Raw genomic sequence first — 24,238 nt, forward strand, 5'->3', positions numbered from 1 at the left:
TAACGCACACGCCGCCGGATAATAGTATTAGCACATTGCTAAAAATCTTAGTATTGCCCGTTTGGTCTACCAACGCGGCAAGGAATCGACCAACCCCCGGTAATAGTAGACCAATAGTTCGACATGGTTGCAATACGCATATATAATAGGATATTACCTATATATACCGCGTAAGCCCCCGAGGTGACCGCCACCGGAAACGGTGACCGAAACGGCGACCGGGCCGGCGGGCCCGAAAAGGGCCTATACAGCGCGCCCGGCCCACTCAAGCGGGCCGGGCGTCTTGCTGGAAACGAAGGACAGTAGCCGCGACGGGAATCGAACCCATATCAAGCGTTTAGGAAACGCCTATTCTATCCGTTGAACTACGCAGCCCGAAAAAGCATAACCCAAAGGTAAGCCGAAACCCCACCGGCCCCAAACCCCACTTGGCATCCGGCGCGTATAGGCGGCAGGCCGCCGCTTGGTTGCCTTGGTTTTCCCTACCGCATGGGCTTGCTCGATGATTTGCGCGCTTCCCGCCGCCGTGCCGGCCGCCGTTGGCTGCCCACGGCCGCCGAGGCGCTGCCCGACGACACCGAACCGGCCCTGCTGTTTATTCCCGACATCAGCGGGTTTACGCGCTTTATCGAAGCCTCGGGGCATCCGCAGGCGCCGCACCTGGTGGCCGACTTGCTGGAAATTCTGGTGGAGGCCAACATCAGCGACCTGCGTGTGGCCGAAATTCAGGGCGACGCGGTGTTGTTTTACCGGCTCGGGCCGCCGCCTTCGGCGCAACAACTGGTGGAACAGTGCCGCCGCATTTTCCTCGATTTTCAGAACTACCTGCGCCTCGTGGCCCGCGACGGAGGCTCGGAGCTCAGCACGGCCCTGCTGGACTCGGGCGGACTAACGCTGAAAATAGTGGCGCACTACGGCCGGGTGAGCGTGGCCCAAATCCGGGAGTTTACCCGCTTGCTGGGCCGCGACGTGATTGTGGCGCACCGCCTGCTCAAAAACCAGGTGCCGGGCTCCGAATACGTGCTGCTGACTGAGGGCTACCTGGCTACCCAAGACCCGGCGGAGCTAACCCGCTGCTTTTCGTGGACGCGCCTGCAGGACGGCGCCGATGAGTACGAATACATCGGGCAGGTGCGCTACCGCTACGCCTACCTCACGCCCCTGCGCCTGCTGCTCGACGAGGCTTTTCCGGCCATTGCGCCCGAAGCCCTGGCCCGCCGCTGCGCCCTGAAAGCCCGCCGTGCCCTGCCGGTGCCGGCCGCCTACGCGCTTCGGCTGCTGAGCAACTACCGCTTGCGCCCGCGCTGGATGGCGGGCGTCACGGCCGTGCATTACGACGTGACCAAGGCCGCCCGCCCCGGCACCAGCTACAAGCTCGACCTCTACAGCGGGCAAATCGACCTGCAAGCGGTGCAAAGCATCGAGGCCGAAGACCACCTCGAATACGTGGAGAAAGTGTCGCACTTTCGGCTGTTTCCCAACGCGCTGCTGTTTTTCTACATCGAAGAGGTAGATGCCCGCAATTGCCTGGTAACGGCCGAGTTTCGCTACGGCCACATTGCCAGCGCCAGCCGCCTCATTCGGCGCGGCCAGCTGCGGCGCGTGCGCCGCTGGCTGGGCAGTTCCCTGCAACAGCTGGCGGCTTTGTCGGTGGTAGCGCAACCTTCCTAAATGCCGCACCGGTTCTGCAGCGGTGCGGACGGGCGCGGCGTAAACGAGCCAGGGCTACGCTTTGTAGAGCAGCACGATGGCGAAGGAAATGGCCGTCAGAATCAGGCCCACCATGAAAATAGTGTAGCTGGTGCGCAGCAAGCGGTATTTGCGGGCCAGCACTTCGCCCAGGTAGTAAATGTCGGTGACCATGTTCGTGTAGAGCATATCCTTGTTGCGCATCAGCTCCGTCATGCCTTCCTGAAAGTGGTCGAGGCTGAGCTTGGTGAAGTTGCCGAAGAAGAGCAGGTTCACGCGGCGGTTGGTAGCAATCTGGGGCGAGCGGCGCAGCCACTTGAAGCTCGTCACGTCGGGCTGGGCCGAGAGAATGGCCGTCACCACCGAGCCCAGCGACGTGGCCACGAGCAGGCCCATGGGCACGGCCAGCACGGGGTTGCGGGTGAAGGCCGGGCCCAGCGTGGAGGTTTTGGCGCCCAGATACGTGATGATGATGGAGAGCAGCACCGCGTTCAGGCTGATCATCATGTTGGCCTTTTGGTCGGCCATGCCCGAGAGCTGAATGTGTTGGCTGTAGGTAGCCCGGAACATCGTTTCCACCCCGCGTTTGCCCTCGGCGAAGGTTTCGTCCTTCTCGTTTTCGCGCTTCTTTTTCTTCTTCTCCAGCTTCTTGAGCAGCTTGCGCTGATCCTTGATGTTTTCCTTGAGCTGCTCTTTGTAGCGCTCCTGGGCCACGTCGGAGCAGAACTTGTGAGTAAGCAGAAAGTCGAGTTGGTATTCGGCCCATTCCACGTTCGAAAACACCCGCCCGGCGGTGGTTTCCCATTCGGCCCGCAGCAGCTCGGCGTTGGCAAAGAACTCCTCTTTGCCCAGGCTGCTCATGTCGGCGTCCACCAGAATCTTTTCCAGCTCGGTTTCGCGCTTGGCGTCGCGGTGCGTGGCTTCGATGAGCTGCTTGACCAGCGCAATGCGGTCGGCGGGGTAGTGGCGTTCCTGTAGCCACTGCTCGGCCAGCTCGGTGCTGCGAAACTCGTGGCCGTCGGTTTTTTCGGTGAAGCCCGCATCGTGAAACCACGCGGCCAGCAACAGCGCCTCCTGGTCGGCGGGGTCGAGGCGGGCGGCTTCGGCCAGGGCCGCGGTTTCTTTGGCCACGCCCGCTGTGTGCTTGAAGCTGTGGTACACCAGCTGCTTGGGCAGGTGCGCCTCAAACAGCTGCTCGATATGGGCTTTGGCCTGCTTGACGATTTCGGCTTTGGAGGCCTTGGGGAGGGTAGTGGTCGGTTCCATTGAACGTGAAATGCGGCGAGTGACGGTGCGAAGGCAACACGTCCCAATCGGCTTAACAACGCAAGCGCGGCGGCGGGGTTATGGGCAAGTTAACCGCCGCCGCCGGAGTTGCGTAGGGCAAGGCAGTAAACGCCCGGGGCACCTGCGCCGTATCCGGCACATAAGTCCGCAACTTTTCCTAATCCTGCCCTCGGTGGCAGTCTTCATGGCGCACGCTCTCCGCACCTCCCTTTTTATGAACATTCGTACTCTGACCCGCTGGCTACTGGTGCTGGCGGGCAGTTTGGCATGGCACGCCGCTGCCGCTCAGGGCGAAGCCTCGCAAACCGCGCACCCCACCCGCCCCAACTACCGGGGCGCGGGCAAAGACTGGGAAAAAACCACCCCGCCTGACTCGACTAAGCTGCGCTATTCCGTGTTTCTGATTGGCGACGTGGGCAAGCCCGCTCCGCGCGAGTCGGGCGGCGAACCGTCGCTCAACTTCCTGCGCCGCGAAATTCTGCGCATGAACGAGCGCAGCACCACCGTCTACCTCGGCGACAACATCTACGAGTACGGTCTGCCGCCCGTGGGCGCCCTCGACCGCAAAGTGTCGGAGCAGCGCCTCATCGACCAGATTGAGGTGCTGCGCGGCTACAAGGGCGAGAAGTACATGATTCCGGGTAACCACGACTGGAAACAGGGCCTGAAAGGTTCGGTGGAGCAGGTCATTCGGGCCCAGACGTTCATCGAGGACTACATGGCCAAGGACTCGGCCAGCTTCAACCGCACGGGCGCCTTCTACGTGCCCGCCAACGCCTGCCCCGGCCCCTACGAGATTCTGGTGCAGGACGACCTGGCCGTCATTGCCATCAACTCGCAGTGGTTTCTGCAAACCGCCGAGCGCCCCTACGGCGCCGTGAGCGGCTGCGGCGTGGCCAACGAGGCCGATTTCTTCGTGCAGCTCGAAGACCTGATGGCCAAGCACCGCAACAAGAACGTGATTGTGGTGGCCCACCACCCGCTGTTTTCCGACGGCATCCACGGCGGCTACTTCACCCTGGCCGACCACTTCTTTCCGCTCAGCATCGTCTACAAATACGCGTTTCTGCCGCTGCCCATCATCGGCTCCATCTACCCCTTCGCCCGCAAGTACGGCGGCGTGAGCCAAGACATTCCGCACCCCTTGTACCAGCAGTACAAGAAGGGCCTGATGGAAATCTTTGCCAAGTACCCGAACACGATTTACGCCGCCGGCCACGAGCACAACCTGCAGTACTTCAAGGAAGGCGACCTGCACCACATCGTGTCGGGCTCGGGCTGCAAAACCCAGCACGTGAAGCCCGGCTCGGGTGGCGACGCCCTGTTTTCGGACAAGGAGAAAGGCTGGGCCCGCGTGAACTACTACCAGAACGGCGAAGTGTGGGTGGAATACTGGATTCCGAATGAAACCGGGCAGAGCGGCCGCATGGTGTTCCGCCAGCCGCTGTACGCCAAAGCCGCCGTGGCCGGCGACGCGCCCACGGCCCCTATGCTGGGCGCCAATATTCCCGGTCGGCCCAACTTCAAGGACAGCACCGTAACGGTGGCCATCAACACGCGCTACGCCAAGCGCGGCGGGCTGCACCGCGCTTTCTTTGGCAACCACTACCGGCAGGAGTGGGCCACGCCGGTGCAGTTTCCGGTGCTCGATATGGCCCGCGAAAAAGGCGGCCTGGAACCCTACAAAATCGGCGGCGGCAAGCAAACGGCGTCGCTGAAAGTGCGCAACGAGGCCGGCCAGAACTTCACCCTGCGCGGCCTCGACAAAGACCCCGCCGCCGTGCTGCCCGAGGCCCTGCGCGAAACCGCCGCCCGCGACATTCTGCAGGACCAGATTTCGGCCCAGCACCCCTACGCCGCGTTTGCGGTGGCGCCGCTGGCCGAAGCCGCCAAAATTCTGCACACCAACCCCGAGCGCCGCTTCATTCCGCGCGACCCGCTGCTGGGCCAGTACCTGGCCCGCTTTGCCGACACGCCCGCCATGATTGAGGAGGACGCCAAGGACGACCAAAGCAACGTGGCTTCGCTGGGCAACGCCAAAAACCTGGTGGGCACCGAGAAAGTGCTGGAGCGCCTGCGCCAAGACAACGACAACAAGATCAAAGCCAAGAGCTTCGCCCGCTCGCGCCTGTTCGATATGTGGATTGGCGACTGGGACCGGCACGAAGACCAGTGGCGCTGGGCCGAGTTCAAGGACGAGGAAGGCGACCGGACCTTTGAGGCCGTGCCCGAAGACCGCGACATTGCCTTCTTCAAGGGCGACGGGTTTTTCCCCTGGATTGCCTCGCGCAAGTGGGCCATCCGCAACTTCCAGAATTTCGGGCCCGATTACGCCGACTGGAAAGGCCTGAACCTAACGGCGCTGAGCAACGACCGGGTGTTTCTGGGCGAGGTGTCGAAGGAAGATTGGGTGAAGGCCGCCGAAGAAATGAAGGCCCGCCTCACCGACGCCGTTATCGACAAAGCCCTGCACGCCTGGCCCGATAACATCTACCAGCTGCACGGCCCCGAAATAGCCGCCAAGCTTAAGAGCCGCCGCGACCTGCTGCCCAAGCTGGCCGCCGACTACTACGAGGTGCTCAACCAGAAAGTGGAAGTGAAGGGCAGCGAGAAAGACGAGCGGTTCTTCGTGGAGCGCCTGCCCGACGACAAAACCCGGGTGACGGTGAAGAAAGTGAACAAGGAGGGCCAAACCACCAAAACCCTCTGGGAGCAAACCTACGACGGCAAAGTAACCCGCGAAATCCGCCTCTACGGCCTGGCCGGTCACGACAGCTACCGCGTGACCGGCGACGTGAGCAAGGGCACGCGCGTGCGCATCATCGGCGGCATCGACACCGACTCCATCACCGACCTCTCGCGGGTGCGCGGCAGCCTGTTCCGCCACTACACGCAAGTATACGACGCCGATTCGGGCAACGTCATTCGGCCGGGCGACGAAACGCGCCTGCGCCTGGAGCCCGGCACCGAGGTGAGCCGCTACGACTATCCTACCCGCACCGACAAGAAAGACTACAAGCTGCCCTACTTCGGGCCGGCCGCCTACTTCGGCTACAACATCGACGACGGCGTGTTCATCGGCGGTGGCTTCACCGTGCGCACGTATGGTTTCCGGCGGGAGCCGTTTGCCACCCAGCAGACGCTGGTGGCCAACTACGCCATCAACCGGCAGGCCTACAACGTGCGCTACACCGGGGCCTTCACCGATGTGTTTGGCAAGTACGATCTGAGCATCACCTCGCAGCTCTACGGGCCGCAGCTGCTCTACAACTACTTTGGCAAGGGCAACAACACCGAAAACGTGACCCTGAGCCGCGAAGACGACGGCCGCGTCACCAACCGCATCATCAACGACACCTACCGGATCCGCTTCTCGCGCTTTTCGTTTGCGCCCGCGCTGGAAACCGACGTGTTCAGCTTCCTCAAGTTCGGTATCGGGCCTCAGTACGACCAATGGCGCATCAGCACCGAAGACCTGGGCAGCGAAATCGTGAAGGGGCTTGATACCAACGGCAACGGCGTGAGCGGTGCCGCCCTGGGCATCCGCGCCTCCGATTTCGGCCTAAACCGCTACGTGGGCGGCCGCGCCTACCTGAACCTCGATGCCAGCTCGTCGCCGGTAAACCCGCGCATTGGTTTGCGCTGGGCCAACTCGGTGGAGTACAACCGCCAGATCAACGGCGAGGAGCTGCAGTACGGCCGCCTGGCCTCCGAAGTGCGCTTTTACCTCTCGCCCAACTTCCCGTTCCAGCTCACCTGGGCCGGCCGCATCGGGGCCGCCCGCAACCTGGGCGACTACCGCTTTTACCAGGCCAACACGCTGGGCGGCACCACCAACCTGCGCGGCTACCGCCGCACGCGCTACGCCGGCCGCAGCACCGTGTACGCCAACGCCGAAGCCCGCCTGCAGCTCTTCACCTTCAACGCCTACCTCGTGCCCGGCAAGTTCGGTATCCTGGGCCTGGCCGATGCGGCCCGCGTGTACAGCAGCCAGGACCGCCGCACTGGTCTTGCGGCCTTCCACAGCGGGTTCGGCGGTGGCGTGTGGGTCGATATTCTGAAGCAGGCCGTCATCAACGCCACGTATTCGGTGGGCGAAGAACGGCTGGTGAACATAGGGTTCGACTTCCTATTTTAGCCCCGCCGAAAGCCACCAACAACCAACCGCGCCGCCGTGCTTCGCCTCAGTGGCAAGCCCGGTGGCGCGGTTTTTTGGGCTGTAGCGGGCTACGCTTGCGGCGTTGCCGGCACGCGGTCTGCATCGCGCACCACCACGGTGAGCGTGGTGGCCACGTAGTGATTTTGCTGCTCGTGCGCGGTTTTGCCCACGGCGTCGAAGTCGCCGTTGAGGTCGGTGAAACTCGCCACCTGCGTAAACAGCGTGCGGTCCTCCACATCCGTGAGCAGCGAGCCGACGGTGGTGCCCAACTGCAGAATCAGGTTGACGGCCTGGGTAGGGGCCGTGGCAATGGCGCCGGCCACTTGCGACACCAGGTTTTGATAAGGCGCACTGGTTTTGGCCGCGGCCAGCACCTGGGCGGTGTTCCGCAGTTGTTTCTTGCTTTTGAGCAGCGACACTAACACATGAATCTGCGACGGCGGCCGGCTGCTGTCGTCTTTCTTCCAGTAGTACACGGTGCGGTCTACTAGCAGCGCGTCGTCGTCGTTCACGCCCTGAAAGCCTTCCAGGCTCAAGGTTTGCGGCTCCTGCATCAGGTCATCGAAAATGACGACCAGCAGGTACACATCGGCGCGGCCGGGAAAGGGGCCCACGCGCGGCGTGTGGTTGTCTTTCACCAGCACCCGCGAGAGGCGAATTTCAATGCCGCTCACGTGGGCCGAGTCGGGTACGGCGCTGCGCCCAATGGGCCACGGGGCGGTTTGGTCGGTGGTAGCCGTGGTGGAAAGAATAGCGTCGGTTTGCAGGTTGATGGCCATGAGCGTAGGAAAATGCGGCGCGCGTACCAGGGCCAGCGGGCAAATACAAGGGAACTGGCAAGGCCCAGTCGGCGCAGCAGCAAAGGACTAGTGCAGTAGTAATATAGTCGGTTTTGTATGCACTTGCGGCGAAGGGTCTGGAGCCAAGGCACTTGCTGCGGCATGGCGCCACACCAAGCCGAGGCTACGGACTTCGACGACAGGCCGGCAGCGGCAGCCATTTCTTGTTGCTGCACGTAACAGGCTAACGACTTTCATTTCCTCTCCACTAGCTTTTGCCGCAGGCTGTATGACTGCTTTCACGTTTACTTGCCGTTTCTCGTATCTGGCATTTGCCGGTCTGCTGGCTGCCAGCGCCGCGCGGGCCCAAGACACGCCGGTGCGCCGCACGCCCGTGTACCCGCCGCCGGCCCCGCTGGCCACCGACACCACCAGCGCCGACCAAGTGGGCCGCAGCCAGGAGTTTGCGGTGCCTTCGGTGCTGGGCATGGGCCCAAGCAAAGGCCTGGTGCTGCACTACGAGCGGCTGGCCGACTACAGCATCAAGACCACCGAGTTTCGCAACAGCCCCGACGTCAATACCAACCACAACACCACCGTCACCAAGAATGCCCGGGCATTTGTGAAGGCCTACGCGCCGCTCATCAACCACCCGCACCTGAAAGTGGTGCTGGGCGTGAACTACGATCGGGAGGAGTTCAACTTCAAAGACCCCGCGGCCTCGTCGCTCTACCGCAACCTGGAGGAAAAAGGCCTGAAAGTGCTCGGGGCGCAGCTGGCCGTCATTCGGCCCGTCGACGAAGTGCACTGGTACATTGCGCGGGTGAAGGGGGAGCTGAACGGCGACTACACCTCCGGGGAGCTGACGGTGCCGGACTATCTGAAAATGTCGGCCGAGTTCATCTACGGCTGGAAACGCACGCCCAACTTTGCCTGGGGCGTGGGCGCGCAGCTAGGCTACACGTTTGGGCGGCAGAGCATCTACCCGGTCATTCTCTACAACCGCACCTGGAATTCCCATTGGGGCGTCGAGTCGCTGTTTCCGGCCCGCGTGTCGTTTCGCTACAACCTCACCCGCAGCACCCTGCTCTACGCGGGCTACACCGTCGACGGCTACAACTACAACATCAAGCTGCGCGAGCAGCTCGACAACGGCCTGCAAACGCTCATCGTGCGGCAAAACGAGATTAAACCGCGCCTGCGGCTAGAGCGCGAGATATACGATTTCCTGTGGTTCGGACTGGAAGGCGGCTACCGCTACAACGCCTCGTTCAACGCCCTCGACGAAACCAATAACAAAGGCTTCAGCCTGTTTCGCGGCTCGGCCCGCAACCTGGCCGTCGACAACACCTTGGGCGGCGCGCCCTACGCCAGCCTAGAGCTGTTTATCGTGCCGCCGCGCAAGTTCCTGAACAAGACGGCCAGTAAATAGCCGCTTTAGCCCATACTGAAAAAGCCCGTGCTGGTGGTCAACACGGGCTTTTTCAGTATGGACTCGGTCGAAAGAGGTTACCCAGCCGCCTTGCTGCTGCGCGGGCGCTTTTTGCTCTGCTTCTGCAGGTAATCGTAGGTAGCGGCCTGTGCGTGCACCGCCGCGTCGCCTTCGGCCCCCGTGAGTAGGTGGTTCTGCCAGTCGCGCGACTTCACGTTGTCCTGGCGCTGCAAGTCGAGCAGCAGGCGCACTTCGGCGCGCACCGCGTCGTCGTAGAGCGGGAAGGCCACTTCCACGCGGCGGTCGAGGTTGCGCGCCATCCAGTCGGCCGAGGCGATGTAGACCTTTTCTTCGCCACCGTTGGCAAACACGTACACCCGCGCGTGCTCCAGGTAGCGGTCCACAATGCCGCGCTGCGAGATGGTGTCGCTCTGGCCTACCACACCCGGCACCAGGCACGAAATACCCCGAATGAGCAGCTCCACGCGCACGCCGGCCCGGCTGGCCTCGTAGAGCTTGTGAATCATGCCGTCGTCCTGCAGGGCATTTAGCTTGAGCAGAATGTACGCCTCGCGGCCGTTCACGGCATTGTCGATTTCGGCATCGACAAGGGCCGTGAGGCGCTGGCGCAGCTCAAACGGCGCTACCAGCAGGTGCTCGAACGGCTCGGGCTGCTTGCCGTCCTGAAAAAACCGGAAAATGCGGGCCATTTCGCCCGTCAGCCGCTCGTCGGCGGTAAACAGGCCGTGGTCGGCATACACGCCGGCCGTCGATTCGTTGAAGTTGCCGGTGCTCAGGTAGGCGTAGCGGCGCACGGCTTCGTCGGCTCCTTCGCGGCGGGTTACCAGCAGCAGCTTGGCGTGCACTTTCAGCTCGGGCACGCCGTAAATGACGGTGGCTCCGGCCTCTTCCAGCTTTTCGGCCCACCGAATGTTGCTTTCTTCGTCGAAGCGGGCTTTCAGCTCCACCACCACGGTCACGTGCTTGCCGTGTTTGGCGGCTTTGAGCAGGGCTTTGGCCACTTCGCTCTTGCTGCCCACGCGGTACAGCGTAATGTGAATGTCGGTGACGAGCGGGTCTTTGCCGGCTTCCTTAATCAACCGCGTCACGTAGTCGAACGACTGGTAGGGGTAGTGAATGAGGTGGTCCCGTTGGCCGATGGCGGCCAGCAGGCTGTCGGCTTTGGTGCGAGGCAGCGTGGGGTGGGGCAGCGCCGGCTGCGGCTCGTACTCCAGCTCCTTCAGGCCAAAGCTCGGGAAGCCGAAAAAGTCGCGGAAGTTGTGGTAGCGGCTGCCTTCCACCAGCTCGTCCTGCCCAATGCCGGTTTTTTGCATTACGGCCCGCAGCACGGCCTTGGGCATGGTGGGGTCGAAGAGCAGGCGGGCGGGGTAGCCGGTTTCGCGCTTCTGCAGGCTGCTTTTGATTTTGGCCAGCAGGTTGCCCGACACTTCTTCCTGAATGTCCAGCTCCGCGTCGCGCGACATCTTGATGCTGTGCACCTCCACCGACTTGTACTTCGGAAACAACTCGGCCGCGCAGCAACGAATCACGTCGTCCAGAAACATCACGTAGTGCTGGCCGTCCTCGTCGGGCGGGAGCTGCACAAAGCGGCCGCCGTGGCGCTTGGTGGGCAATTCCAGCACCAGCACCCGCTCATCGTCCTCGTGCTTTTTGGCCTTCACCGGGTCGGTCAGCAGCACCGTCAGGTACACGGTCTGGTCTTTCAGAAACAGGTGGTGCAGGTTGTCGTCGAGCACAATGGGCGACAACAAGTCCTGCACGCGCTGGCGGAAGTACTGCTGCACCCACTCGCGCTGCGAATCGGTCAGGTCGCGGTCGGCAATAAGGTGAATGCCCCGCTGCCGCAATTCGGGCAGCAATTGCTCCCGAAACGTTTCCCCAAAGGCTTCCTGCTGGCGTTTTACCTCCGTCAGTATTTGTTCCAGTTGCTGGCTGGGGTCGTCGTTGCCCAGCTTGGCGCGGGTTTTCTTTTTGAGGTTGCGCAGGCGCCGCAGCGTGGCCACCCGCACCTTGAAATACTCGTCTAGGTTCGAGGAGAAGATGGCCAGAAACTTCAGCCGTTCCAGCAGCGGTACAGTCGGCGTTTGGGCCTCCTGCAGCACGCGGGCATTAAAAGTCAACCAGCTCAGCTCACGGTTGTGAAGCAAAGGTGCTTGCGGAGTACTTGCGGCGGTATCGGGCATGGGCACAGCAGGGGAAGAAAAGCAGCGGGAATCGTGAACGTGGGCCTGCCGAACGGCGTGTGGAACCTGGCAAGGCAGTTATTCGGAGCCGCGAGCGGGCCACAACGGGCTTAGGCTTCGTTGTTTTTGGGCGTGTCGAAGAAGTAGAATTCGGCGTTGGTGCGGTGTACCTGCGCCCAGCTGTCGGTGTGAAAGTGCAGGCACACCACGGCCGCCGTGGGCATTTCGTTCAGCGGCGACGGCGACAAGGCATTGGCCGTGTCGGTAATGGTGTTGTTGTGGCCCACCAGCAGCACCGATTCGGCCTGGTCGGGCAATTGCTGAATGATGTGCAACAGCCCATCCACATCGGCCCCGTAAATATCATCGACCACCTGAATCTGGTCGCTCGGGTACTCTAGCTCTTTGGCTACCAGCGCCGCCGTGCTCAGGGCCCGTACGGCCCCGCTGCTCACCAGCAAACCGGGCCGAATGTTGCGCTTGGCCAGGGCCTGGCCCATCACCGGCGCGTCGCAGCGGCCGCGGTCGTTCAGGGGGCGTTCTTTGTCAGACAGGTCGTTGAAGCTCCAGCTCGATTTGGCGTGGCGCATCAGGTACAGGGTTTTCATCGGCAACGTGGAGAGAGGGGAAACGGGCTTCTTTACTCCGCCCGTCGAAAATAGTTATTGGCGGGTACCCACAGCCAAAAGCCCGCCCCGCCGGATGGCGAGACGGGCTTTGGTTTCAAAGAGCAATGGTGAACGGTGGTCAGCCGCCGGCTTGGGCACCGGCGGCCGTTGGAAGCGAGGGTGCGGGTTATTGCTTGATGAAACGCTGGTGTACTACTTCGCCGCCGTCGGTTACGCGCAGCGTGTACACGCCGGCGCGCAGGCCCGAAACGTTCAGCATGCCCGAGCCGTCGTAGCGCACCTGCTTCAGCTCGGCGCCACGTACGTCAAACACCTGCACTTGCACGGCGCTGTGGTCGCGGCCTACCGGCAGCACCAGGTTCAGCACGTCGGAGGTCGGGTTCGGGAATACTTTGTAGTCGGCCAGGGCGGCCTTCTCGGTTTCCGAGGTACGCAGGCCACCGGTTACGTTCACGGTGTAGTCTTCGGTTTCGCCGTAGCTGAAGGTGCCGCAGCTCGTGGTGGCCGAGTTGTCGCTCATTACCACTCGCATGCGATGGGCGCCGTTTTTGGCCGTGGAGGGTACCGTGAATACGCTGCTTTGCGTAGTGGCGGCCGTGCCCGAGCGGCTGGCTACCAATTCGCCGGCGTCGGTGAAGTCGCCGTCAGCATTCCAGTCGATGTAAATCTTGAAGTACTCGGTGTAAGCCGTCGAGGTGAAAGCAGCCGAGTAGTAGATGGTCTGCGACGAGCCAGCTGCTACCGTGGTGCTGGTAGCCGTGCCGTTGTAGTAGCCGCCGGCTTCTTTGGCCGAAGAGCGGTTGATGGAGCCCAGTTGCACGAGGTCAATCCACTCGTAGCCCTGGTTCGAGCCGTTGGAAGCGCAGTACGATACCGGCGTGGTGCCACCCCCGCCGCCGGGAGCCGTGCCGCCCACCGAGGTCAGCAGGCCGGCGCGGGCACCGCCCGTGGCAAACAGCGCGTTCATGCGCGACGACTGACCCGTCGAGAACATGTACATGGCGGCGTCGTCCACGTAGTCCATGTAGTTCATGAACATGTCGCTGGTGTTCGAGCACGAGGACTGCGGGTACGAAGGCGTGCCGTAGTTCTCGTCGGCTTGGTTGGGCGTATCCGAGACGTTGTCGGTGCCGGTGCAAGCCGTTCCGTCATCACCCCAAATGTGGTTCAGGTTCAGCCAGTGGCCTACTTCGTGGGTGCCCGTGCGGCCCAGGTTGAACGGCGCCGACGCCGAGCCGCCCTTGCCGAAAGCCGAGGTCAGGATAACCACGCCGTCGGTAGCAGCGGCGCCGCCGGGGAACTGGGCGTAGCCCAGCACGCCGCCCGACAGGTTGCACACCCACAGGTTCAGGTATTTGCTGGAGTTCCACGCGTCGAGGCCGCCGGTGCTAGCGCGTTTCATGGCGTCGTCGGTACCCCACGAGGTCTTGGTGGTTTGCTTCCGCTCGATGCCGGTGGTGGCAGCGCCGGTGGGCGTTTGCTTGGCCAGCACGAACTGTACGCCTACGTCGGCTACCAAGCCGGCGAAGGCTGCCGGCGTTTTGGTGTAGTCGGCGTTAAGCTTGTGGTAGTCCTCGTTCAGCACCGCAATCTGCGACTGAATCTGGGCGTCGCTGATGTTTTGGGCAGCCGTATTGTAGAGCACGTGCACCACTACCGGAATGGTAACGGTAATGGCCGTGCCACGCTGAGCAGTTTCGGGATTGGCCTGGTAAGCAGCCGTCTGGGCTTCGATGGCGGCGCGACGAGCAGCCATACTCGGGTCGGCAGCCAGTTGAGCAGCCAAGTTGTCGACGGCGGCACAGCTCCGCTTTTGGGCGGAGGCCGATGTCGTTGCCAGTAGGCCTAAGCCCGCGAGGGCAACAGCGTAAAAGGTTTGCTTCATGAAAGTGAACGGTGAGTTGGTGGTGGAAAAGGGGAATGAGCGCCCAATTATTGAAAACAAGTCGACAAAAACAACATTACATTGAAATATTTTCAATGTATGTACATGTTACTTGGCAATAATTGGTTTTTTGCCGGATTGGGATTCTTCAGTGAAGGCAGGAAAAAAGCCTGGCCCATTGCTGGGCCAGGCTTTTAGCGCGTAGCAAAAGCTACTCTTTCATGAAGCTCTGCTGGGTCACCTGCTCACCGTTGTTGATGGTGATGCGGTAGATGCCTTTGTCGAGGCTACGCACGTCGAGCTGGCCGGTAGCGGCATCGAAGCGTACGTTCTTCAGCTCTTTGCCACGCAGGTCGTATACGGCTACGCTCACGTTGGCTTTAGTAGCCGCGCCGGTGCGCAGGTTCAGCACGTCGGTAGCGGGGTTGGGGTAGAGCGAGTACACCGGAGCCGAGGCCGTGGCCACACGCGGAGCGGTACCGCCGTTGGAAGCCAACAGGGCAGCGCGGGCACCACCAGCAGCAAACAGGGCATCCATGCGGGCCGACTGGCCGGCGGTGAACATGTACATGCAGTTGTCATAGGTGTAGTCCATGTAGTTCATGAACATGTCACCCGAGGGGCCGTTGGAGCAGGTTACGTGCGGGAAAGCCGGGCAGCCGCCGTTCGAGGTTTGCTGGGTGGGCGTGTCGCTCACCAGGTCGTTGCCGCAGGAAGCATCACCCCAGATGTGGCGCAGGTTCAGCCAGTGGCCAATTTCGTGGGTAGCCGTGCGGCCTTTGTTGTAGTTGGTGGCCGCGCCGCCAGGCGTCGAGGAGTAGAGGCACACCACGCCATCGGTAGCGGCAGCACCGCCGGGGAACTGGGCGTAGCCCAGCAAGCCTTGGCCCAGGTTGCAGAGCCACAGGTTCAGGTACTTGTCGCGGGGCCAGGCGTCGCTGCCGCCTTTGCTCGAGTACTTCACGAAGTCGTTGCTGCTGAACGAGCGGGTTTTGGTCGACTTGCGGACAACGCCCGTCGTGGCCAGGCCGTTGGGGTCGCGCTGGGCCAGCACGAAGCGCACGTTGGTGGCAGCGGCGGCACCGGCAAAGGCGGAAGGCACGCGGCTGGCATCGGCGTTCATTTTGGCGAAGTCCTCGTTGAGCACCCGGATCTGGGCATCAATCTGCGACTGGGGTACGTTTTGGGCGGCGGTGTTGTACACCACGTGCACTACTACCGGAATGGTAACGGTAGCCGTGGTGCCACGCAGGGCGGCCGGGGTCGATACGAATGCCTGGGTGTGGGCTTCGATAGCGGCCAGGCGCTTACCCATGGCAGGGTCGGCGGCTATCTGGGCTTCCAATACCTCCATGGCGGCGCACTGGCGGCCATTCAGGGTAGCTTTTTCGAGGGAAACCGCGCGGTTTTGGGCGGCAGCGGGAAGGGCAAGGCCCAGCGCGGCCAGAGCGAGAACGTAAATGTTTTTCTTCATAAAGAAGGAAGCGGTGGTTTGGTGGTGGAAAAGGGGAACGTTGTGAAATGTACTACAAAAGCCTGATATTCTTGCGGCTTTGACAAACTTTTGCCTGCTACGTATGCAGGGATTCAAAATGTTTGGGCTTTTTGAAAAATATTTTTTCTGGCAAAAAGCCGCAAAAAAAATGCGCCTCCGACCTCGCTGATGGCAAATCAGTTAGGCCGAAGGCGCACCGAATAGCGCTATGTTGCTATGCTTCGGTTGGCGCGTCGTTTGTGGCGTAGGCGTTTGGGTCGGCGTAGCCGGCGTGGCCGGGGTACTGCTGCGCGTAGAGGGCGCGCACCCGGCGGGCCAGCATGTCGCGCAGCTCGTCGATGTTCTGCCGCTCCTGAGCCGAAATAAAGATGACCGGGTCGTGCAGGCGGGCCATGTAGCTGGCCTGCAATTGCTCCAGCGTGGGCCGAATTACCACTTCGTCGGTGTGAATGATGTCCTCTTCGCGGTCGGGCTCCACGTCGTGCAGGTGCGCGGCGGGGTCGACGTCGGTCTGGTACTGGTCGATTTTGTTGAAGACGAGGATAACCGGCTTGTCGGCGGCGCCAATGTCCTTGAGCGTGTCGTTGACGACCTGAATCTGATCCTCAAACGAGGGGTGCGAGATGTCGACGACGTGCAGCAGCAAATCGGCCTCCCGGATTTCGTCGAGGGTGCTCTTGAAGCTCTCGATAAGGCGCGTGGGCAGTTTGCGAATGAACCCGACGGTGTCGGACAGCAGGAAGGGCACGGTGTCGAGCACCACCTTGCGCACCGTAGAGTCGACGGTGGCGAAAAGCTTGTTTTCGGCAAACACGTCGGCGCGGCTCAGCAGGTTCATGAGCGTGCTTTTGCCCACGTTGGTGTAGCCCACCAGGGCCAGGCGCACCATGCCGGTGCGGGCCTTGCGCTGGGTGGCGTTCTGCTTGTCGAAATCCTTGAGCTGCTCCTTGAGCAAGGCTATCCGGTCGCGCACCACGCGGCGGTCGGTTTCAATTTCCCGCTCGCCGGGGCCGCGCATGCCCACGCCGCCGCGCTGCTTGTCTAAGTGAGTCCAGAGGCCGGTGAGGCGGGGCAGCAGGTACTGGTACTGGGCCAGCTCTACCTGCGTGCGGGCCGTGGCCGACTTGGCGCGCAGGGCGAAGATGTCGATGATGAGCAGGGTGCGGTCGAGGATTTTCACCTGCAGCTCTTTCTCCAGGTTGCGCAGCTGCGAGGGCGAGAGGTCGTCGTCGAAAATAACCGAGCTGACGTTGTGGTGCTGCACCCAGGCGCGAATTTCCTCCAGCTTGCCCGAGCCCACGTAGGTGCGGATGTCGGGCTTTTCGAGCTTCTGGATAAAGCGCTTGATGGGCAGGGTGCCGGCCGTTTCGGTCAGGAAAGCCAGCTCGTCGAGGTATTCGGTGGTGAGGGCGTCGTCCTGGCGTTTGTCGGGCACGGCCACCAGCACGGCGGTTTCCTGCTCGGGCGCGGTTTCGTAGGCGCCGTCGCGGGCGGCGCGGGTGAGAATGCGCCCCACCCGGCCCTTCACGCCGTCGACGGCGCCGGGGTGGCGGGTGCTGTTGGTTTGGGGACGGCCTTTGGAGGCGGGTTTTTTGGCCATGAGAGAAGAAGGGCGGGGAAGTAAGAAATCAACGGGCTAAACGGTGAAACGGCCGAACGGGGCCATCGGGGCAGCGGTTTTTTCTTGCTCCGGCGGCTTATTTAGCCCGCTTCAGCGCGCCCAGCGGGCTATTTCAACGTGAGCGAGTAGGCCACCACCTGCTCGATTTGCTCGGGCGTGAGCTGGTCTTTGAAGGCGGGCATCTTGCCCAGGCCGTTGGTCACCATATACGTGCGGCCCATCTGGTTGAGGTTGCTTTTGGTCAGGTCGTGTGCGCCATTGACGCCGAGCTTGCCGTTGGCTCCGTGGCAGAGGGCGCAGTTCTCCAGAAACAGCGCCTTGCCCGGCAGCTCGGTGGCCGCGGCCCCCGGCGCAGCGGCGCGGTCGTTTTCAGCGTTGTCGGCGCTGCCGCAGCTGCCAAGCACGGTAGCCGCCGTCAGCAGCAGGGCCGCGCTCAGCAAGCTGGCGGGCGGCGCGGGGCTGGCTGGGCGGGGCAGCTCCCAGCGCCACACTTCGCCGTCGTCGGGGTCGATGACCGCGCCCCGGTGCAGCAGGCCGAGCTTCTGCAGAATGCGGCCCGAGGCGTTGTGCTCGGGCAGGGTGTGGGCCTGCACCAGCTGCACCTCGGGGTGGCGGAAGGCAAAATCGACGAGGGCCTGCGCGGCTTCGGTGGCCAGGCCCTGCCCCCGGAAGGCTGGCGCCAGGCTGTAGCCAATTTCGACTACGCCCGCCGCCGTGGGCGCGCCTTTGAAGCCGCCCAAGCCGATGAGCTGCTGGCTGGCCTTGTGAATAAGCAGGTACATCCACCAGCCTTGGGCGGCGGGGTTGGCGCGCAAATAGGCGCGGCTGGGTGCCAGCACTTCGGTGGCTTCGGGGCTGCCGGGCCAGTCGGCGGCGGCGGCCACGCCCAGCAGCGCGGCCAAGGTATGGTGGTGGTGCAGCGCGGCCTCAAAGTGGGCGTCGGTGCAGGGAATGAGCAGCAGCCGGGCGCTTTCGAGCTGCGGGGTGGGGGAGGCGGGCGCGTCGGAGGTCATAGCGGGGCGAAGGTACACAACGGGGCCGGCGCGCGGGCGGCCCGGCGTCGTGCTTTGGCCGGCCCAACCCGCACTGCGCGGGCCCAACCGGGCGTTGCCGGGCCCAACCGGTGCGTCGGCGGGCATGCGCGCCGCATTGCAGGCCGAACCTGACGCTTCACCTGGCCTGGCGGGAGCTTCGCAAGGCGTGCCCACCGCTTCACCGTGCTCGACTGGGGTGTTGTCGGCCATGGGCGCGGCGTTGCCATGCCTAACCGACGCTTCGTCGGCCGTGCGCGAGGCTTCGCCATGCTTAGCCGCGCCTTGCAGTGCCCAACCGGGGCTTGCTATGCCCAACTGAGCTTTGCAGTGCTCAACCGACCTTCGGGAGCCCAACCGCGCGTCGCGTACCCAAACCGAAAAAGAGCCCAACCCCGGCCGCGTTTCGGCGTTACCTTTGCCGGCCGGCGCTGCCTCTCCCGCGCCGTTTTTTTTATGCGCGTCGCCATCGTCATCAACACCAGCTGGAACATCTGGAATTTCCGCCGCAACCTCGTGCGCGCCCTGCAAGGTGCCGGCCACGAGGTGTTGGCCATTGCCCCGCCCGATGCCTACTCGCAACGCCTCGAAACCGAGCTGGGCTGCCGCTACGTGCCCATTGAGATGGAAAACAAGGGCACCAACCCCGTGAAGGACGCCCTGCTCACCAAGCGTTTCTACGACATCTTCCGCCGTGAGCGACCCGATGTGGTGCTGCAATACACCATAAAGCCGAATATCTACGGCACGCTGGCCGCCAAGCTGGCCGGGGTACCCACCGTCAACAACGTGTCGGGTCTGGGCACGGCCTTCATCGTGCAGAACCTCGTGAGCCGGGTGGTGCTGGGCCTCTACCGCCTAGCCTTCCGCTTCCCGTACCGCGTGTTTTTCCAGAACGACGACGACCGGCAGCTGTTTCTGCAGCACGGCCTCGTGCGCGAGGCCATAACCGCCCTCGTGCCTGGCTCCGGCATCGACACCACCACCTTCCGCCCCGACCCCGCCGCGCCCGTGCGCCACACGCCCTTCGTGTTTCTCATGATTGCCCGCGTGCTCTACGAAAAAGGCGTGCAGGAATACTTTGAGGCCGCCAAACAAGTGCGCGCCCAGGTGCCCGGCACCCGCTTTCAGCTGCTCGGCGGCATCGACGAATCGGGCGGGGTGGGCGTGAAGCGCGCCGTGTTCGACGAGTGGCTGCGCGAAGGAAACGTGGAATACCTCGGCACCTCCGACGACGTGCCGGCCCACATTCGCGCCGTCGACGCGGTGGTGCTGCCCTCGTACCGCGAAGGCACGCCCAAAACCCTGCTCGAAGCCGCCGCCCTCGGCAAACCGCTGGTGACGACCGACGTGCCCGGCTGCCGCGAAACCGTGCAGAATGGTCAGAATGGCTACCTATGCCAGGTGCGCTCCGCCGACGACCTCGCCGCCAAGCTGCTGCAACTGGTGCGCCTCTCCGACGACGAGCTGCGCCGTATGGGCCAGGCCTCGCGCCAGTTGGCGGTAGAAAAATTCGACGAGCAACTGGTGCTGCAGAAATACCTGCGCACAGTCGCCGAAATTGGCCAGCAGCGGTCGGCAACGCGCCAAACCGCCTAACTTGCTGCTCTTCGAAGCCGTACCCTCGCCTTACCTCCGAGTCTCAACCTACTCCCTCATGGAAGTTAAAAAACATGCCCTTGCCGGTGTGGTCGAAGTGTTTCCGCGGATATTCTCCGATGCCCGCGGCGCATTTTTCGAGCCTTTCAATGCCCAGCGCTTCGTAGAAGAAGCCGGCATCGACGAAAACTGGATTCAGGACAACCACTCCATTTCGAGCAAAGGCGTGTTGCGCGGCCTGCACTTCCAGCGGCCACCCTACGCCCAGGCCAAGCTGGTGCGCGTGGCCAACGGCCGCTCCCTCGACGTGATTGTGGACATCCGGCGCAACTCGCCCACCTACGGGCAGCACCTCAAGGTCATTCTCGACGCCGAGCGGTTCAACTTGCTCTACGTGCCCGTAGGGTTTGCCCACGGTTTTCTGGCCCTCGAAGACAACAACGTGTTTCTCTACAAGTGCAGCAACTACTACCACCCCGCCTCCGAGGGCGGCCTGCACTGGAACGACCCCGCCCTGGGCATCGATTGGGGCATCACGGCCCCGAACGTGTCGGCCAAGGATGATATCCTGCCCCGGCTGGCCGATTTAGACTCGCCGTTTTAATTAATGTGCTAATGTGGGGGAATGTGCTGATGTGCTAATGGGACGTTCTCATCAGCACATTCCCCCACATTAGCACATTGGTCTTAAAGCAGCTCCATCAGCGTTTCGAGGCTCATGCCGCGGGAGCCTTTCACCAGCACTTGCTGGTCGCGCAGCGGATGCTCGCGCAGCCACGCCGCCGCCTGGGCCTTGGTGGCGAAATGGTGAAAACCGGGCCGCTGGGCGCGCTGCATTTCGGGGCCGATGAGCAGCACCGTGCCGAAGTGCTGGCGGGCAAGCAGGTCGCCGAGGGCGTGGTGTTCGGCGGTGCTTTCGTTGCCCAGCTCAAACATATCGGCAAGCAGCACGGCTTTCCGGGCGTTGTCGCCGGGGCGGGCGGCGAGGCTGGCAATGGCCGCCGCCATCGACGACGGATTGGCGTTGTAAGCATCGAGCACCACTTCGTTGTGGGCCGTGCGCACCAGCTGTGAGCGGTTGTTGACGGGGTCGTAGCCAGCTAGGCCCGCTGCAATATCTTCCGCGGGCACCTCGAAATGCGCGCCCACGGCGGCGGCGGCGGCGAGGTTCAGGAAGTTGTAGGCGCCGGTGATGCGCGCCTGCACCGGCGTGCCGTCGAATAGCTCCAGGCTCACGTGGGGCGTGGCGGCCAGCAGCGTGGCGGGGTAGGTGTCGCCGGGGTTGGGGTAGCTGATGCGCTGCGCCACCGCTGCGGCCAGGGCCGGAATGCGGGTGTCGGCGGTATTCACAAAGGCAGTGCCGCCACTGGCGGCCAAGTACTGCAGCATTTCGCCCTTGCCTTTGGCTACGCCTTCCACCCCGCCAAAGCCTTCGAGGTGGGCCTTGCCGATGTTAGTGATGAGGCCGTGGGTGGGCTCGGCCAACCGGCACAGCAACGCAATTTCGCCTTGGTGGTTGGCGCCCATTTCCACCACCGCTAGGTCGTGCTGTGCGCTGTCGATGGAGAGCAGCGTGAGCGGCACGCCGATGTGGTTGTTGAGGTTGCCGCGGGTGTACTGCACGCGGTAGCGGCGGCCGAGTACGGCGTGCACCAACTCCTTGGTGGTGGTTTTGCCGTTGGAGCCCGTAATGGCCACTACGGGCATCGTCAGCTGGCGACGGTGGTAGAGGGCCAGCTGCTGCAGCGCCTCCAGGGTATCGGGCACCAGCACGTAACGGGCGGGGTCCTGGGCTGCCACGGCAGCATCGTCGACGACGGCGAACCGGGCGCCCTGGGCCAGGGCCTGCGGGGCGAAGGCCGCGCCGCGGAACGAGGGGCCGTTGAGCGCCACGAAGAGCGTGTCCTGCTGGGGCTGGCGCGAATCGGTGCTCACGGCGCCGCACTGCCGGAATCGGGCGTAGAGTTCGGGGAGGTAGGGCAACGACATACGGCGGGTTTGACGTAACTTGGGAAAGCAAATTCGGCCGTGCTCAGCGCGTGGCCGGGGCGCAAATTCGGGCTTTTTCGGCCACCGCAAAACAGTCCGCCTTCTATACCACCCACGTGCTTACCCACCCGTTGCACATGTTTAGACGTTTTCTGTTACTGCTGGGCCTGGCTGTGCCCGTGGCGGCTTCGGCCCAAAACCGGTTCAGTTTCGAACCCAAGCCCAATGCCATTCCGGTGCTAGTGGGCACCGATACCCTGCGGCAGGCCTGGGCCGGCGGTCAGAACAGCCCCTCGTATTCCAACCTCGATCTGAACGGCGACGGGCAGCAGGACCTCGTGGGGTTCGACCGCACCACCAGCCGCATAACCACGTACCTGAACGCGCCGGCGCCCGGCGGGGGGCGCCGCTGGCTCTACTCGCCAAGCTACGAAAGCCTGTTTCCGACCGGCGCCGTGGGCTGGATGCTGCTGCGCGACTACGACTGCGACGGTCGCCCCGATCTGTTTACCCGCACCAGTACCGGCGACGTGCGCGTGTTTCGCAACATCAGCACCAGCGGGCCGCCCGCGTTTCAAACCGCGCCCACTCAGCCCCGCTACCGTCTTACGCCCACCGTTATCAGCACGGTACACCTGAACGTGTACGACGTGCCCGCGGTGCAGGACGTGGACGGCGACGGGCAGCTGGACATTGTGTCGTTTGAGTTTTCAGCTGGCCTCAGGATCGAATACTACCGCAACATCAGCGCCAGCTGCGGCGGGCTGGAGTTTGAGCTAGCCACTACCAACTGGGCCGATATTACCTCGTGCATTTCCGCCTGCGGTTCCTACGCCGTGGGCGGCGACCAGTGCCGCAACGGCGTGCCGCGCCCCAACCACACCGGCGGCTATGCCATGCTGCTGCAGGACCTCGACGGCGACCAAGACCTGGATTTGCTGCTCGGCCGCGACGGCTGCACCGAATTTGTGGCTTTCCGCAACACCGGCACGCGGCAGCTGGCTGCTACTACGCCCACTAGCTTGCTGCGCAATATTCCGGCCGGGCTGGGCACCATCACGATGCCCAATTTTCCCGGGGCTTCTTCCGTCGATACCAACTTCGACGGCAAGAACGACATTGTGGTGGCCCCGGCGCTGATCAACAACCTCGACATGGCGCAACTGCGCAACAACAGCCTGCTGTTTACGGCGACCGGCACGGCGGCGGCTCCCGCCTTCACGGCCAGCCCCAGCGGCTTTCTGCAGCAGCAAATGATTGACCTGGGCGAAGGAGCCTTTCCTGCCTTTATCGACGTGAACGGCGACGGGCGGCTGGACATGCTGGTGGGTAATTACGCCGAGCAAACTACCACCGTCGGCGCTTACCAAACCTACCGGGCCGCTCTGGCTTACTACCAAAACATTGGCACGGCCACGCGGCCCGCGTTTCGCCTGGTAAACAGCGACTACCTCGGCCTGGCCGCCCGCAGCTACCACAACCTGCACCCGGTAGTTACCGACCTCAACCGCGACGGCGTGCTGGACTTAGCCTACACCGCCGACAAGGACCAGGCCACCAACCTCTACTACCACCTGAACACGGCCGCCGCCGGGGCCCCAGTCAATTTCAATACCGCCCAATTCAACTACATCGACCTGCAATACAACTGGTCGGGGCGCGACGATGTGCCGTGCTTTGTGGATGTGGACGGCGACGGGTACGTGGATTTGCTGATGGGCACCGAAGACCCCAACCCCGGCGGATCGTTGCGCTACTACCGCCGCTTGCCGGGCCAGCAGCTGGAAACGTCGTTTCAGCTGGCCAACAACGACTACGGCCTGCTCCGGCGTAGCAACAACACCCTACCCAGCAAGCTGGCCCCGGCCGTGGCCGATGTGGACGGCGACGGGCAATTGGACCTGATGACCATCGACGACGTGGGGACGGTGCAGCTCTTCAGCAACTTTCGGGCGCAAACCGGCCCCTTCCTGGTACGCACCGACGTGTTCTATAACCCCATTACAGGGCAAGAAGAAAATTCCCGGTTGGCCAACAATTACGGACTCATTCACGGCCTGACCCTGGCCGACGTGAACGGCGACGGCGCCCCGGAAATGTTCGTGGGCCTGCAAACGGGCGGCATGAACGTGTTCGGTACCCGCAACCGGGTACTGTCGACCAAGGCCGCGGCCAATGCTACGTGGGCCCTGCAAGTATACCCGAACCCGGCCCGTGCCACCGCCACCGTGGAAACCGGTGTACCCACTCGCCTCACGGTGCTGGACCTCACCGGCCGCCGCGTGCGCGAAACCACCACGGCCCAACGCCGCCACCAACTCGACCTGAGCGGCCTGTCGGCCGGCGTGTACGTGGTGCGCGTCACCAGCGCCACCGACGGCAGCATTGGCATGCAACGCCTGGTGGTAGAATAGAAAAAGCGGGGACGGAAAGCCACGG

General features: G+C 63.1%; 15 protein-coding genes and 1 tRNA gene. 6 read left to right on the forward strand and 10 right to left on the reverse strand.

Features of this window, described 5'->3' with window-relative positions:
• Positions 1–303 precede the first annotated feature (303 nt).
• Positions 304–375: transfer RNA gene (locus tag F0P96_RS10710), tRNA-Arg, on the reverse strand.
• Between the two features lie 114 nt (positions 376–489).
• Between F0P96_RS10710 and F0P96_RS10715 the strand changes: the two genes are divergently transcribed.
• On the forward strand, positions 490–1,671 hold the full coding sequence (locus tag F0P96_RS10715) for a DUF2652 domain-containing protein (protein WP_151078853.1): 1,182 nt from the start codon (positions 490–492) through the stop codon (positions 1,669–1,671).
• A 54-nt stretch (positions 1,672–1,725) separates the two neighbouring features.
• Here the strand turns inward: F0P96_RS10715 and F0P96_RS10720 are convergent, their stop codons facing one another.
• Positions 1,726–2,955, reverse strand: coding sequence for a Pycsar system effector family protein (locus F0P96_RS10720; protein WP_151078854.1), 1,230 nt, complete (start codon positions 2,953–2,955; stop codon positions 1,726–1,728).
• A 235-nt stretch (positions 2,956–3,190) separates the two neighbouring features.
• On the opposite strand from F0P96_RS10720, the gene F0P96_RS10725 reads away from it, so the two are divergent.
• On the forward strand, positions 3,191–7,114 hold the full coding sequence (locus F0P96_RS10725; protein WP_151078855.1) for a metallophosphoesterase: 3,924 nt from the start codon (positions 3,191–3,193) through the stop codon (positions 7,112–7,114).
• Between the two features lie 89 nt (positions 7,115–7,203).
• Here the strand turns inward: F0P96_RS10725 and F0P96_RS10730 are convergent, their stop codons facing one another.
• Entirely contained in the window at positions 7,204–7,914 is a 711-nt protein-coding gene (locus tag F0P96_RS10730; RefSeq protein ID WP_151078856.1) for a hypothetical protein, read from the reverse strand.
• A gap of 289 nt (positions 7,915–8,203) precedes the next feature.
• On the opposite strand from F0P96_RS10730, the gene F0P96_RS10735 reads away from it, so the two are divergent.
• On the forward strand, positions 8,204–9,346 hold the full coding sequence (locus tag F0P96_RS10735; RefSeq protein ID WP_151078857.1) for a DUF6268 family outer membrane beta-barrel protein: 1,143 nt from the start codon (positions 8,204–8,206) through the stop codon (positions 9,344–9,346).
• Positions 9,347–9,423: 77 nt separating this feature from the next.
• Here F0P96_RS10735 and ppk1 read toward each other — a convergent pair whose 3' ends face one another.
• The 6 genes from ppk1 to F0P96_RS10765 all read right to left on the reverse strand — a co-directional run bounded on the left by ppk1 (position 9,424) and on the right by F0P96_RS10765 (position 18,193).
• A complete protein-coding gene (gene ppk1 / locus F0P96_RS10740; protein WP_151078858.1) occupies positions 9,424–11,550 on the reverse strand; it encodes a polyphosphate kinase 1 in 2,127 nt (708 codons plus the stop codon).
• Positions 11,551–11,660: 110 nt separating this feature from the next.
• On the reverse strand, positions 11,661–12,158 hold the full coding sequence (locus tag F0P96_RS10745) for a SixA phosphatase family protein (protein WP_151078859.1): 498 nt from the start codon (positions 12,156–12,158) through the stop codon (positions 11,661–11,663).
• A 187-nt stretch (positions 12,159–12,345) separates the two neighbouring features.
• Positions 12,346–13,935 carry a GEVED domain-containing protein gene (locus F0P96_RS10750; protein WP_201743841.1) on the reverse strand — a complete coding sequence of 530 codons (1,590 nt, stop codon included), beginning with the start codon at positions 13,933–13,935 and terminating at the stop codon, positions 12,346–12,348.
• A 340-nt stretch (positions 13,936–14,275) separates the two neighbouring features.
• The gene (locus F0P96_RS10755; RefSeq protein WP_151078861.1) at positions 14,276–15,538 is read right to left on the reverse strand and encodes a M43 family zinc metalloprotease; all 1,263 of its coding nucleotides are present in this window, start codon (positions 15,536–15,538) and stop codon (positions 14,276–14,278) included.
• 235 nt (positions 15,539–15,773) lie between these two features.
• Positions 15,774–17,159, reverse strand: coding sequence for a GTPase HflX (hflX, locus tag F0P96_RS10760; RefSeq protein WP_151078862.1), 1,386 nt, complete (start codon positions 17,157–17,159; stop codon positions 15,774–15,776).
• 128 nt (positions 17,160–17,287) lie between these two features.
• Positions 17,288–18,193 carry a GNAT family N-acetyltransferase gene (locus F0P96_RS10765; protein ID WP_151078863.1) on the reverse strand — a complete coding sequence of 302 codons (906 nt, stop codon included), beginning with the start codon at positions 18,191–18,193 and terminating at the stop codon, positions 17,288–17,290.
• 474 nt (positions 18,194–18,667) lie between these two features.
• Between F0P96_RS10765 and F0P96_RS10770 the strand changes: the two genes are divergently transcribed.
• Positions 18,668–19,810, forward strand: a complete 1,143-nt coding sequence (locus F0P96_RS10770; protein WP_151078864.1) for a glycosyltransferase family 4 protein — start codon at positions 18,668–18,670, stop codon at positions 19,808–19,810.
• A gap of 58 nt (positions 19,811–19,868) precedes the next feature.
• Positions 19,869–20,414, forward strand: coding sequence for a dTDP-4-dehydrorhamnose 3,5-epimerase (gene rfbC / locus F0P96_RS10775; protein ID WP_151078865.1), 546 nt, complete (start codon positions 19,869–19,871; stop codon positions 20,412–20,414).
• An 83-nt stretch (positions 20,415–20,497) separates the two neighbouring features.
• Here rfbC and F0P96_RS10780 read toward each other — a convergent pair whose 3' ends face one another.
• Complete coding sequence (locus tag F0P96_RS10780; RefSeq protein ID WP_151078866.1) at positions 20,498–21,799, reverse strand: UDP-N-acetylmuramoyl-tripeptide--D-alanyl-D-alanine ligase; 1,302 nt, start codon at positions 21,797–21,799, stop codon at positions 20,498–20,500.
• A gap of 137 nt (positions 21,800–21,936) precedes the next feature.
• Between F0P96_RS10780 and F0P96_RS10785 the strand changes: the two genes are divergently transcribed.
• Entirely contained in the window at positions 21,937–24,213 is a 2,277-nt protein-coding gene (locus F0P96_RS10785; RefSeq protein ID WP_151078867.1) for a T9SS type A sorting domain-containing protein, read from the forward strand.
• Positions 24,214–24,238: the final 25 nt, after the last annotated feature.

It is taken from the genome of Hymenobacter busanensis (genome assembly GCF_008727865.1).
Lineage (GTDB): Bacteria > Bacteroidota > Bacteroidia > Cytophagales > Hymenobacteraceae > Solirubrum > Solirubrum busanense.